Genomic DNA, 12,517 nt, shown 5'->3' with positions numbered 1-12,517 from the left:
CCGGGTACGGGCGCGCAGAGGGCTCGCCTCAGGGCGAGGCGAGCCCGATGCGGGAGGGCCGCGCGGTCAGGCGGACGTGATCCGGGTCGTCAGCGACCCTGGTCGCGCCGCTTGTCCCAGCGGTCCTCCATCCGGGACATGAAGCCCTTCTTGGCCTTGGGGGCCGCCGAAGGGCGCGGTGCGGTGCTGCCGTCGGCCCGGACGACGCCGACCGGCCCGCCGCTGCGACGCGGCCGCGTGAACGCGATCGCGACGGAGGCGAACATGACGACGAAGCCCAGCACGCCGAGCCACACCTCGGACGCCGCAGCGCCCACCACCAGGAGCAGCAGCCCCACGACGGCACCGATGCCGCCCAGGACGTACCGCAGGACCGGCTTCCGCCCACGCGATGTCAGCGTGTTCGCGAGCCGGGGATCATCAGACGTGAGCTGACGCTCCATCTGCTCCAGTACACGTTGTTCGTACTCGGAGAGAGGCATTCCAACCCCCGTGCTCCGCCGTCGGGACTTCTTCACCTCAGGATAGATGGCCGTCGGCGAAGTCGGAAGTCGAGCGCTCCCCCGCTGCGGGTGACCCTGCCGACACCGGGCGTGCGGACCTGCCCACCGCGGGGGTCCCGGCACCGATCGCGGCCCGTCCGAACCGGGCCCGCACGAGGTCCATGGCCCGTTCGGCGTCGCGCCGCGCCTCGGGGTTGGAGCCCGCCGCCTCGTCGAGCGTCGGCTGCCGGATCACGTCCGCGGCCGGCAGCAGGCCCTCGGCCCGCACGCCGACGAGCCGCACCGGGAGCCCGCCGAGGTCCGCCGCCGCGAGCAGGTCGCGCGCGACGAGGTACAGCTCGCGTCCCACGTCCGTCGGCTGCGGCAGGGTGCGGGACCGGCTGAGCGTGCGGAAGTCGGAGGTGCGGATCTTCACGGCCACGGTGCGGGCGACGAGCCGCTGCGCGCGCAGCCGCCCGGCGCACCGGTCCGCGAGCTCGAGCGCCTTGCTCTCGACCACCCGCATGTCCCGGACGTCGACGGCGAAGGTCTCCTCGGCGCCGACGCTCTTCTCCTCCCGGCCCGGGGTGACGGGCCGCGGGTCCCGGCCCCACGACAGGTCGTGCAGGTGTGCGCCCGCGACCTTGCCGACCGCGCGCTGCACGACGGCCACGTCGCTGTCGGCGAGCTCGGCCACGGTGCGGATGCCCCAGCGCTCGAGAGCCGCGGCGGTCCGCTCGCCGACGCCCCACAGCGCACCGACCGGCAGGACCCGGAGGAAGTCGACGGTGGCGGCCTTCGGCACGAGCAGCACGCCGTCGGGCTTCGCGTGCCCGGACGCCAGCTTGGCGACGAACTTGGTGGCGCCGATGCCGACCGAGCAGGTGATGCCGTGCTGCGCCTGCACCCGCTCGCGGATGAGGGCGGCGATCCGCGTCGGGCTGCCGAGCCGGCGCCGGGCGCCGCTGACGTCGAGGAACGCCTCGTCGACGCTGACCTGCTCGACGATCGAGGTCACGTCGTGCAGGACCCGCATCACGCTGCGCGACACCTCGGTGTACGCGGCGTGGTCGGGCGGGACGACGATCGCCTGCGGGCACCTGCGCAGCGCCACCGCCATCGGCATCGCCGAGTGCACGCCGAACGCGCGGGCCTCGTAGGTGGCGGCGAGCACCACGGACCGCTCCGACCCGCCGACGATGACCGGCTTGCCCTTCAGGTGCGGCCGGCGCGCGAGCTCCACGGAGGCGAAGAACGCGTCCATGTCGACGTGCAGGATCGAGCACCCGTCCTCCTCGGTGCCCCAGTCGCGCTTCGCGTCCTGCGACCGCGGGCCACGACTCATCCGGCGCGCGCCGCCTCGACCTCGACCGCCGCGCTCTCCAGCTCGGCGCGGACCAGGTCCAGGAAGTCCTCGGCGTGGCAGAGCACCTGCTCGGCACGCTCCGCCGAGACGGCGTCGAACCGCCCGGCGTCCACGGCCGCGCGCAGGCCCGCGCCCGCGGCGAAGTAGGCGGACCAGCGGCTCATCTCCGGCGCGACCCGGTCGAGCAGCTCCCACACCGTGCGCGGCCCGCGGCGGGCGGACAGCGGCTGCCGCTCGGCCAGCACCGCGGCGCCGGCCCGGAGGGCGGCGAGGTGCGCGTGGGTGAACTGCTCCCAGGGCTCGGAGGAGAACTGGGCGGCCACGAGCTCCGCGTCGGCTCGCTGCAGCAGCTCGGCCGTGCGGCCCGACAGCCCGGGCGCCGCACTCCGCAGGGCACGAAGGGTCTTGACCGGCATCGCGCACCTCCCTCTCTCGACCATCCCAGTATCGAACACCTGTTCGAACGCGTCAACCCGTACCGTGGCCGGATGGCGTCCCGAGGCCGGTCCGGCCGATCCAGCAGGTCAGACAAGGCGACCGACGCCCGTCGACCTGCTCCAGACTCCCACCGCCCACCGACACGGGGCCGGCGCGGGGCGCCCGGCCCGGCGCAGGCGTGGCCCGACGGACCCGTCGCCATCGCGACCGGCACCGCGGAGGTGCGCAGCTCGCCCGACGACCCGGACGCCGTCACCCTCCTGGTGAACGGCGTGCCGAGCTCGCACCTCGACCTGGCCGACCCCGAGCGTCTCGACTTCGAGTACATGCAGCAGATGGCGGCGGTGCTCGAGCACCTCCCGCCGGCGGACGGCCCGTTCCGCGCGGTGCACCTCGGCGCCGCGGGCTGCGCGATGGCCCGCTGGGCGCACGCCCGGTTCCCGGGCGCCCGGCAGATCGCCGTCGACCTCGACCCGGTCCTGGTCGTCCTGGTCCGCGACTGGTTCGACCTGCCCCGGTCGCCGGCGCTGCGCCTGCGCGCGGGCGAGGCGCGCGCGGAGCTCGGCACGCTGCCGGACGGGAGCGCGGACGCGGTCGTGCGGGACGTGTTCGCGGGCGACCGCACGCCCCCGCACGTCACGACCGAGGAGTTCGCCGCCGACGTGGCGCGCGTGCTGCGGCCCGGCGGGGTCTACCTCGCGAACTGCGCCGACCGCCCGCCGCTCGCGCTGGCCCGCGCCGAGGCGGCGACGCTCGGCGCGGTGTTCCGCCACGTCGGCGTCGTGGCCGAGCCCGCGGTGCTGCGTGGCCGGCGGTACGGGAACCTGGTCCTGGTCGGCACGGACGACCCGGCCGTGCTGGACGACGCCGGGCTCGCCCGCGACCTGCGGTCGCTTCCGGTGCCGGCCCGGCTGCTCGTCGGCGAGGAGCTGGCCGCGTTCGTCGGCCGCGCGGCGCCGCTGCGGGACGCCGCGCCGGAGCTCGACCCCGACCCCGACGTCGCCCCCGAGGCGGGAACGGGGCCCGGCGACTGAGCGCCGGGCCGGCCCCGCACGGACCGCCGGCTCCCGCACGCACGGGTCCACCCGCCGGATCCGCCCGGGTACGGACGAGGCCGCACCCCCCGGAGGGGATGCGGCCTCGTCGTGCGGACGGCCCGCGGAGGGGCTGCCGTCACTAGATCAGAGCGGGCGGACCTTCTCCGCCTGCGGGCCCTTGGGGCCCTGGGTGATCTCGAACTCGACGCGCTGGCCCTCGTCGAGCGAGCGGTAGCCCTGGGAGTCGATGGCCGAGTAGTGCACGAAGACGTCGGCGCCGCCGCCGTCCTGGGCGATGAAGCCGTAGCCCTTCTCAGCGTTGAACCACTTGACAGCACCCTGTGCCATGTTCTTGTCCTTCTGTCCATCCGGTGACGGTGCCGGGAACTCCCCGGACCGTGCCGCAATGCCTATCCCGCGTCCTGCACCGGGTGGACCAGCCGGATGGCTGGAAGGTGCCGCGCGGGTGTCCCCGAAAGGGGCCCCGACCGGCGCCGGTCAAGCGTCAGTACGTCACTGCAACACGGCGATCTTCTCACGCAGGTCATCGCGACGCCACGGTTCTCCGGGGGCCGATGCGACGTCGATCACAACGATCCGGTCACGGGACGATCACAGGACGACCACCCCGACCGACCGGTCGGGAGGCGTTCAGACCACCAGGTCCGGGTGGGCGCGCCGGGCCCCGCGACGGCCGAGCAGCATCGCCGCGACGCCGAGCACCCACGGGACGGCCACCCAGGCGAACGCCGCGCGGAACGCCTCGAGGTCCCGCGCCCCGCCCGCGGCGGCAGCGCTGCCGCCGCCGGAGGCCGCGTCCAGCACGACGCCGACGACCAGCATCGTCGCGAGCGCGCCGACGAACCCGCCGGTGTTGACGAACCCGGTCGCCGTCCCGAGCCGCCGCGACGGCGTGCAGGACCGGGCCACGTCGAACGCGACGAGCGACGTCGGCCCGCCGACCGCGACGACCACGACGAACACGCACAGCACCGCGAAGGGCACGGGCGTCGACGGCACGGTGACCGAGAGCCAGGCGAGCCCGATCGCGACCGAGGTCCCGAGGGCCAGAGGCATCCGCGAGCGCGGGTGCCGACCGACGACCACGCCGATCACCGGCCCGGCGACCACCGCGGCGACGACGTTCAGCGTGAGGAGGGCGCTCGCCTCGCCGGGGGTCCGGCCCTGGCCCTCGACGAAGAAGGCGTACCCCCACAGCAGGACGACGACGTGGTTGCTGAACTGCCCGGAGAAGTGCATCCAGAACGCCAGCCGCGCGCCGGGGTCGCGCAGCACCGCGCGCAGCGCCCCGGGCTCGCGCGGCGCCCGGGCCCGCGCGGGGCGCCACCGGCGGCGCAGCAGGCCGACCCGCCACCACGGCGCGGGCGCGGCACCGGCGGACAGACCGGCCGCGACGCCCGGCTCGACGCCCTCCCCCGCAGGGCGGTCCGGACCCGCGAGCGCCCCGTCGGAACTCTCGCCAGCGTCCGCCGGGGCGTCGCGCACGACCGCGACCACGGCGATCGCCGCGACCACGCCGACGGCGGCGACCGACAGGAACGTGGCCCGCCAGCCCTCGGCGTGAAGCAGCGCGACGACGGGGACCGCCGACAGCACCTGGCCGAGCTGCCCGAGGCTCCCGGTGAGCTGCGTCATGACGGGCACCCGCCGCGCGGCGAACCAGGCCGGCACCAGCCGGACCACCGAGACGAACGTGAGCGCGTCCCCGGCGCCGACGAGCACCCGCCCGGCCAGCACCCAGCCGGCGGACGGCGCGAGCGCGAGCACGGTCTGCCCGAGCGCCATGCCGGCGGCGCCGGACGCGACGAGGACCCGCGGCCCGTACCGGTCGAGCAGCACCCCGACGGGCACCTGGAGCAGCGCGTAGACCACGAGCTGCGCCACGGCCATCGACGCGAGCAGCGCGGAGGACACCCCGAACAGGTCGGTGAGCTCGAGGGTGGCGACGCCGAGGGACGACCGGTTCATGATCGCGACGACGTACGCGCCGACCGCGACGGACCAGACGAGCAGGGCGCGGCGGTCGGAGGTCACGTGCAGCCATTCTGCCGGTCCCCGACGCCGGACCCGACGAGTCCCCGGTCACACCGCCCGGACGCGCCGAGGGCCCGGGCCCGGGTCTCCCCGGGGCCGGGCCCTCGCGTGCACGACCGGGCGCCGTCAGTAGCCCGGGTTCTGCCCCTTCTCGTCGCCCTGCTGCGCCAGGAACCGCTCGAACTCCGCCCCGAGCTCGTCGGCGGTCGGCAGCTCGGCGGTCTCGGCCAGCAGGCTCGGCCGGCCGATGTTCCGGGCGAAGGCGTCGTACTGCTGCTCCAGCGCGTGCACGACGGTCTGCACCTCGGGCTGGTCCTCGACCTGGCGCTCGACCTCCAGCATCGTCTCGGACGCCGCCTCGGTCAGCGCCCCGAGGTCGAGCTCCAGGCCGGCGGCACGCTGCACGTGCTCCAGGCCGGTGATCGACGCCTGCGGGAACGGCGACTGCGCGAGGTAGTGCGGGACGTGCACCGCGAAGCCCATGGCGTCGTGCCCGGACTGGCCGAGCCGGATCTCCAGCAGCGTGCCGGCGGAGGCGGGGACCTGCACGGTGCCGAACCACGACGTGTAGTCGGCCACCAGCTCGGGCCGGTTGGCGTGCGCGGTCACCGACAGCGGGCGGGTGTGCGGGATGCCCATCGGGATGCCGTGCAGCCCGACGGTCAGCGGCACGTCGAACCGCTCGACGATCTGCCGCACCGCGGCGGCGAACCGCTCCCACTGCACGTCGGGCTCGACGCCGTGCAGCAGCAGGAACGGCACCCCGGAGGTGTCGCGCACCAGGTCGACGGCGAGCTCGGGCTCGTCGTACTCGCCCCAGTGGTCGCCCTCGAAGGTGGCGGTGGGGCGGCGGGAGCGGTAGTCGAGGAGCTGGTCGACGTCGAAGGTCGCCAGCCGCTCGGTGGGGAGCTGCTCGGTCAGGTGCTCGGCCGACAGCCGTCCGGCGCCGCCGGCGTCCACGAAGCCGCGCACCGCGTGCACGAGCACCGGCCCGCTGCCGCCCGCGGTCCGCGCCTCGACCTCGGCGGCGACCGCCGGGTCGACGGCGTAGATCTCGCTCGGGTCCAGCATGGGGTCCTCCCTGGGGGTCAGTCCGTGCGCCGCCCGCCGGGCGACGTCCTGAGGGTCACAACACCGCGGGCCGCTCCGCTCTTCCCGGCCGGAAGGACGATCTTGGCGCTGGCCGGGGGCGTGGTGACCGACACCCGGTCGGCCGTCACACGGTCCCGCCGGAATGGTGGAGAATGGACGGCCGCTCCGGCCGGTCGACCCCCGTCGACCTCCCGCCGGGGTCGACGCAGGACGGTGGCGCCACCCGGGGGTCCGGGCGCCACGGGGACGACCGACGGGAGCAGGCGTGACCGGGATCGAGGCGCAGCTGGCGGCCGAGCAGGAGGTCGTCGACGGCCTGTACGCGCGGCTGGACGAGCTGCGGGCGGGCACGCGCGAGCGTCTGGCGGAGGTCCGCCGGGTCGGGCCGTCGGGCTCGCCGCAGAACCGCTCCGAGCGGGACGCGTTCGCCACGCTGTACGAGGACCGGCTGGCGCGGCTGGAGGCCGTCGAGGACCGGCTGGCGTTCGGCCGGCTGGACCTGTCGGACGGCGGCCGCCGGTACATCGGGCGCATCGGCCTGAACGACGACGAGCACGCGTCGATCCTCACGGACTGGCGCGCCCCCGCCGCGCAGTCGTTCTACCGGGCGACGTCCGCGAACCCCGACGGGGTCGTGCAGCGCCGGCACCTGGTGACCCGCGGCCGCCGGGTGACCGGCCTGGAGGACGAGGTCATCGACCTCGACGTGCTCGCGGACGAGGAGGCCGCCGCCCGGCTCGGCGCCCTGTCCGGCGAGGGCGCGCTGCTGGCGGCGCTGGCCGCGCGGCGCACCGGCCGGATGGGCGACATCGTCGCGACGATCCAGGCCGAGCAGGACGCGATCATCCGCGCCGAGCTCGCGGGCGCGCTCGTCGTCCAGGGCGGGCCGGGCACGGGCAAGACGGCCGTGGCCCTGCACCGCGCCGCCTACCTGCTGTACGCGCACCGCCGGGTGCTGGAGCGCTCGGGCGTGCTGCTGCTCGGCCCGAGCCGCACCTTCCTGCGCTACATCGACCAGGTGCTCCCCTCGCTCGGCGAGACCGGCGTCGTGTCCACGACGGTCGGCGAGCTGTTCCCCGGGGTCGTGGCGACCGGGACCGAGGACGACGTCGTCGCCGAGATCAAGGGCCGCCCGGTGTGGCGCAAGATCGTGGAGCGCGCCGTGCGGCAGCGGCAGCGCGCCCCCGAGCAGCCGACGGTCGTGACGATCGACGGCCACCGGATCGTCGTGAAGCCGTCCGACGTGCGCAGCGCGATCAACCACGCCCGGCGCGGGCACCGGCCGCACAACCAGGCGCGCGTGACGTTCGTCCGCGACATGCTCGGCCGGCTCGCGGAGCAGTACGTCAGCCAGCTCGGCTGGTCGGTCGCCCCGGACGAGCGCGGGGAGATCGTCGAGGAGCTGCGCACGACCCGGGAGATCCGGATCGCGCTCAACCTCGCCTGGATGCCGCTGACCCCGCAGGGACTGATCTCGGCGCTGCTGTCGAAGCCGGCCCGCCTGGAGGCCGCCGCGCCGGAGCTGTCCGCGCACGAGCGCGCCGCCCTGCTCCGCGACGCCGACGCCCCGTGGACCGAGGCGGACGTCCCGCTGCTCGACGAGGCCGCCGAGCTGCTCGGCGAGGACGACCAGGCCGCGCGCGCCCAGGCCAAGCACGACGCCACGCAGCGCGCCCAGGAGCTCGACTACGCCCGGCAGGTGCTCGAGCAGTCCGGCACCGGCCTGGTGTCGGCCGAGCTGCTGGCCGACCGGTTCGCGGCGACCGGCCCCGCGCTCACCACCGCCGAGCGCGCCGCCGCCGACCGCACCTGGACCTACGGGCACGTGGTGGTCGACGAGGCGCAGGAGCTCTCCCCCATGGCCTGGCGGATGGTGCTGCGCCGGGTCCCGACCCGCTCGCTGACCGTCGTCGGCGACGTCGCGCAGACCTCGACGGCCGCGGGCACCCGGGACTGGGCGGCGACGTTCGACCGGATCCTCGCGGGCGGCTGGCGGCTGGCGGAGCTCACGGTGAACTACCGCACGCCCGCGTCGGTGGCCCGCGCCGCCGAGCGCGTCGGCCGCGCCGCCGGGCTCCCGCTGACGCCGACGACCTCGGCGCGCGACGTCGAGGACGCGCTGCGCACGGAGCAGGTGGAGGCCACGGCCGTCGCCGAGGCCGTCGCCCGGCACGCCGCGGCCGCGCTCGACGCGGTCCGCGACGCCAGCGGCGCCGGGCGGGTGGCGGTCATCGCCGCCCCGGAGGCGCTGCCCGCGCTCGCCCGGGTGCTGCCGCAGGCCGGCGCCACCCGCGCCGGGTCGCCCGACCTGGACGCCCCGCTCACGCTCATGACGCCCACGCAGAGCAAGGGCCTGGAGTTCGACGCCGTGGTGCTGGTGGAGCCGGCGGACGTGCTCAAGGGCGGGGCGGGCGACCTGTACGTCGCGATGACCCGGCCGACGCAGGCGCTGCGCGTCGTGCACAGCCGGCCGCTGCCGGCGGGCTGGGAGCGGCCGGACGCGGGCTGACCACCCGGCCGGGGCGCCCGCGCGGCGCCCCGGCCACGGCACGGGTGTCCGAGGACCGGGACCGGCTTGGAACCGGGGGCCGGGAGGCGCACCATAGGCGCGTGCTACGCGCCCTGCTCCTCGAGAACCTGCACCCCCAGGCCCGCACCATCATGGAGGCGGCCGGCTACGAGGTCGTCACGCGCTCCGGCGCGCTCGACGAGTCCGAGCTGATCGAGGCGCTGCAGGGCGTGCACCTGCTCGGCATCCGGTCCAAGACCAACGTCACCGAGGCCGTGCTCGACGCCGCGCCCGACCTGGTCGCGGTCGGCGCCTACTGCATCGGCACCAACCAGATCGACCTGCACGCGGCGGCCTCGCGCGGCGTCGCGGTGTTCAACGCCCCGTTCTCGAACACCCGCTCCGTGGTCGAGATCGCGCTGGCCGACATCATCGCGCTGACCCGCCGGCTCACGGTGCTCGACCGGTCGATGCACGACGGCGTCTGGAACAAGTCGGCGGACGGCGCGCACGAGGTGCGCGGCCGCACGCTCGGCATCGTCGGCTACGGCAACATCGGCACCCAGCTGTCGGTGCTCGCCGAGAACCTCGGCATGTCGGTGGTCTTCTACGACACCGCCGAGAAGCTGGCGCTGGGCAACGCGCGCCGCGCGGAGACGCTGGACGAGCTGCTCGACGTCGCGGACATCGTCACGCTGCACGTCGACGGCCGCAGCGGCAACGCCGGCCTGTTCGGCGCCAAGCAGTTCGCGCGGATGCGCGAGGGCGCGATCTTCCTCAACCTGTCGCGGGGCTTCGTCGTCGACTACGCGGCGCTGCGCGACGCGGTGCTCGCCGGGCACGTGGCCGGCGCGGCCGTCGACGTGTTCCCCGTCGAGCCGAAGCGCAAGGGCGACCCGTTCGAGTCGGAGCTGCGCGGCCTGCCGAACGTCATCCTCACCCCGCACACCGGCGGGTCGACCGAGGAGGCGCAGGAGGCGATCGGCCAGTTCGTGTCGAACAAGCTGCGTGACTTCATGAACACCGGCACCACGATGCTCAGCGTCAACCTGCCGAACCTCACGCTCGAGGCCCGCCCCGGCGTGCACCGGCTCACCTACCTGCACCGCAACGTCCCCGGCGTGCTCGCCGCGGTCAACAACACGCTCGCCGAGCACGGCGCGAACATCGAGGGCCAGCTGCTCGCGACGCGCGGCGAGGTCGGCTACGTGGTGACGGACGCGGTCGCGGTGGAGCCCGAAGTCGTCGCCGCGCTGCGCGCCCGGCCGGAGACGATCCGGCTGCGCGTCGTCGACTGACGTAGCGTCGGGGTCGTGCACCTCGCCGACGACGCCCGCCACGACCGACTCCCCCTGCGCCGCGCCGGTCGCTCCGGCCTGGACCTGCCCGCGGTGACCCTCGGGCTCTGGCAGAACTTCGGGGACGCGACGCCGTTCGCCGACCAGCGGGCGCTCGTGCTCGCCGCGTTCGACGCCGGCGTGGTGCACCTCGACCTCGCGAACAACTACGGGCCGCCGCCGGGCGCCGCCGAGGAGAGCGTGGGCCGGCTGCTCACCACCGACCTGGCGCCCTACCGGGACGAGCTGCTCATCGCGACGAAGGCCGGCTACCGGCAGTGGCCCGGGCCGTACGGCGAGTTCGGCTCCCGCAAGTACCTGCTGGCGTCGCTCGACCAGTCGCTGCGCCGGCTCGGCACCGACCGCGTCGACGTGTTCTACAGCCACCGGTACGACCCGAGCACCCCGCTCGAGGAGACCCTCGGCGCGCTGAAGACCGCGGTGGACTCGGGGCGCGCGCTGTACGCCGGGATCTCGTCCTACTCCGCGCGGCGCACCGTCGAGGCGCTGGCCGTCGCCGAGGACCTCGGCCTGCGACTCACCGTGCACCAGCCGTCCTACTCGATGCTGAACCGCTGGGTCGAGCGGCCCGACGACGAGGCGGGCGGGCGCAGCCTGCTGGACGTCGCCGGCGACGCCGGGCTCGGCGTCGTCGCGTTCTCCCCGCTCGCGCAGGGGATGCTCACCCGGAAGTACCTGGGCGGGGTGCCCTCCGACTCGCGCGCCGCGCGCGGCGGCCCGCTGCGGCCGGAGTACCTGAGCGACGAGAACCTGGACCGGGTGCGCGCGCTGAACGCGGTGGCCGAGGCGAGAGGCCAGTCGCTCGCGCAGCTCGCGATCGCCTGGGTGCTGCGCGACCCGCGCGTGACGTCGGTCGCCCTCGGCGCGCGGACCCCGGATCAGCTGCGGGAGAACCTCGCGGCGGTCGACGGCCCCGCGCTGACGGACGAGGAGCTGGCCGAGGTCGACCGGCACGCCGTGGACGCGGGGATCAACCTGTGGGCCTCGCGGTCCTCCGACCTCTGACACTCACAGACAACTCGGCTCGGTTGCCTCAGCCTACGCACACGTAACTTACGCATCCGTAGGTTACGGTGACCTCGTGACCGACTTCACGCGACCGTGGCACTCCTCCTACGCGCCGGGCGTCCCGCCCGTCGTCGACGTGCCCGAGGAGCCGCTGACCGCCGCCCTGGACCGCGCCGCCGCGTCCTGGCCCGACCGCGTCGCGGTGGACTTCCTCGGGTCGACGACGACCTACGCCGAGCTGGCCGGCGCCGTCGCCCGCGGCGCCGCGGTGCTCCGCGACCTCGGCGTGCGCGCGGGCGACCGGGTCGCGATCGTGCTGCCCAACTGCACGTCGCACGTCGTCGCCTTCTACGCCGCGCTGCGGCTCGGCGCCGTGGTGGTCGAGACCAACCCGACGTACACCGCCGACGAGCTCGCGCACCAGCTCGCCGACTCCGGGGCCACCGTCGCGCTCGTCTGGGAGAAGGCCGTCGCCCCGGTGCTGGCCGCGCAGGACCGCACGGCGGTCCGCGCGGTCGTCGCCGTCGACGTGTCCGCCGACCTGCCGGCCGCGAAGCGCCTCGCCCTGCGGCTCCCCCTCCCGGCCGCCCGCCGGACCCGCACCGCCCTGCGCGCGGCGCTCCCCGCCGGCACCCCGGTGTGGCACCGCCTCGTCGCCGACGCCACCGCGCTCCCCGCCGGGACGCCGCGGCCCACCGCCGACGACGTCGCGCTGCTGCAGTACACCGGCGGCACGACCGGCACGCCGAAGGCCGCCGTGCTCACGCACCGCAACCTGGTGGCCAACGCCGTGCAGGGCCAGGCGTGGACCCAGGCCGAGCCCGGCTCCGAGACGATCTACGGCGTGCTGCCGTTCTTCCACGCGTTCGGACTGACGCTCTGCCTCACCTACGCGACCAGGATCGGCGCCACCCTGGTGGCGTTCCCGAAGTTCGACCCGGCGTCGGTGCTCGCGGCGCAGCGCCGCCGGCCCGGCACCTTCCTGCCCGCCGTGCCGCCGATGCTCGACCGGCTCGCCGCGGCGGCCGAGGCGGCCAAGGCCGACCTGTCGTCCTTCCGGTACGCGATCTCCGGCGCCATGTCGCTGTCCCCCGAGACCGCCGCCCGCTGGGAGCGTGCCACCGGCGGGCTCGTCATCGAGGGCTACGGGATGACCGAGACCTCCCCCGTCG

11 protein-coding genes are annotated in these 12,517 nt (G+C 75.5%); 5 read left to right on the top strand and 6 right to left on the bottom strand.

Translation table 11 applies throughout. The annotated features are described in order from the left end of the window. Window positions 1–89: 89 nt before the first annotated feature. Genes G6556_RS12235 through G6556_RS12225 form a run of 3 tightly spaced genes read right to left on the bottom strand, consistent with a single transcriptional unit; the run spans window position 90 to window position 2,264 of the window. Window positions 90–482: a DUF3040 domain-containing protein gene (locus G6556_RS12235; RefSeq protein ID WP_166941676.1), complete on the bottom strand. Its 393-nt coding sequence runs from the start codon at window positions 480–482 to the stop codon at window positions 90–92. Window positions 483–519: 37 nt separating this feature from the next. Next, a complete protein-coding gene (gene dinB, locus G6556_RS12230; RefSeq protein ID WP_166941674.1) occupies window positions 520–1,827 on the bottom strand; it encodes a DNA polymerase IV in 1,308 nt (435 codons plus the stop codon). Then, window positions 1,824–2,264, bottom strand: a complete 441-nt coding sequence (locus G6556_RS12225; RefSeq protein ID WP_166941666.1) for an SAV_6107 family HEPN domain-containing protein — start codon at window positions 2,262–2,264, stop codon at window positions 1,824–1,826. Before G6556_RS12225 ends, dinB begins: the two co-directional genes overlap by 4 nt. A 243-nt stretch (window positions 2,265–2,507) precedes the next feature. On the opposite strand from G6556_RS12225, the gene G6556_RS12220 reads away from it, so the two are divergent. After that, a complete protein-coding gene (locus tag G6556_RS12220; RefSeq protein WP_346774861.1) occupies window positions 2,508–3,320 on the top strand; it encodes a fused MFS/spermidine synthase in 813 nt (270 codons plus the stop codon). 147 nt (window positions 3,321–3,467) lie between these two features. Here the strand turns inward: G6556_RS12220 and G6556_RS12215 are convergent, their stop codons facing one another. From G6556_RS12215 to G6556_RS12205, 3 genes are all read right to left on the bottom strand, one after another. Next, window positions 3,468–3,671 carry a cold-shock protein gene (locus tag G6556_RS12215; RefSeq protein WP_146952335.1) on the bottom strand — a complete coding sequence of 68 codons (204 nt, stop codon included), beginning with the start codon at window positions 3,669–3,671 and terminating at the stop codon, window positions 3,468–3,470. A 303-nt stretch (window positions 3,672–3,974) separates the two neighbouring features. Then, complete coding sequence (locus G6556_RS12210) at window positions 3,975–5,378, bottom strand: MFS transporter (RefSeq protein ID WP_166941663.1); 1,404 nt, start codon at window positions 5,376–5,378, stop codon at window positions 3,975–3,977. A gap of 126 nt (window positions 5,379–5,504) precedes the next feature. Further along, on the bottom strand, window positions 5,505–6,449 hold the full coding sequence (locus tag G6556_RS12205; RefSeq protein ID WP_166941662.1) for a PAC2 family protein: 945 nt from the start codon (window positions 6,447–6,449) through the stop codon (window positions 5,505–5,507). 286 nt (window positions 6,450–6,735) lie between these two features. On the opposite strand from G6556_RS12205, the gene G6556_RS12200 reads away from it, so the two are divergent. The 4 genes from G6556_RS12200 to G6556_RS12185 form a co-directional block, all read left to right on the top strand. Next, window positions 6,736–8,979, top strand: a complete 2,244-nt coding sequence (locus G6556_RS12200) for an AAA family ATPase (RefSeq protein ID WP_166941661.1) — start codon at window positions 6,736–6,738, stop codon at window positions 8,977–8,979. 101 nt (window positions 8,980–9,080) lie between these two features. Then, a complete protein-coding gene (gene serA / locus G6556_RS12195) occupies window positions 9,081–10,277 on the top strand; it encodes a phosphoglycerate dehydrogenase (protein WP_166941660.1) in 1,197 nt (398 codons plus the stop codon). Window positions 10,278–10,292: 15 nt separating this feature from the next. Further along, window positions 10,293–11,342 (top strand): aldo/keto reductase, encoded by a 1,050-nt coding sequence (locus G6556_RS12190; protein ID WP_166941659.1) that lies wholly within the window; start codon window positions 10,293–10,295, stop codon window positions 11,340–11,342. Window positions 11,343–11,418: 76 nt separating this feature from the next. Next, window positions 11,419–12,517, top strand: a 1,099-nt coding sequence (locus G6556_RS12185) for an AMP-binding protein (RefSeq protein ID WP_166941658.1), incomplete at its 3' end; no start/stop codon positions are given.

It is taken from the genome of Cellulomonas sp. IC4_254 (genome assembly GCF_011603975.1).
In the GTDB taxonomy this organism is placed as follows: domain Bacteria; phylum Actinomycetota; class Actinomycetes; order Actinomycetales; family Cellulomonadaceae; genus Cellulomonas.
This window is presented reverse-complemented; position numbering and strand designations above follow the sequence as displayed.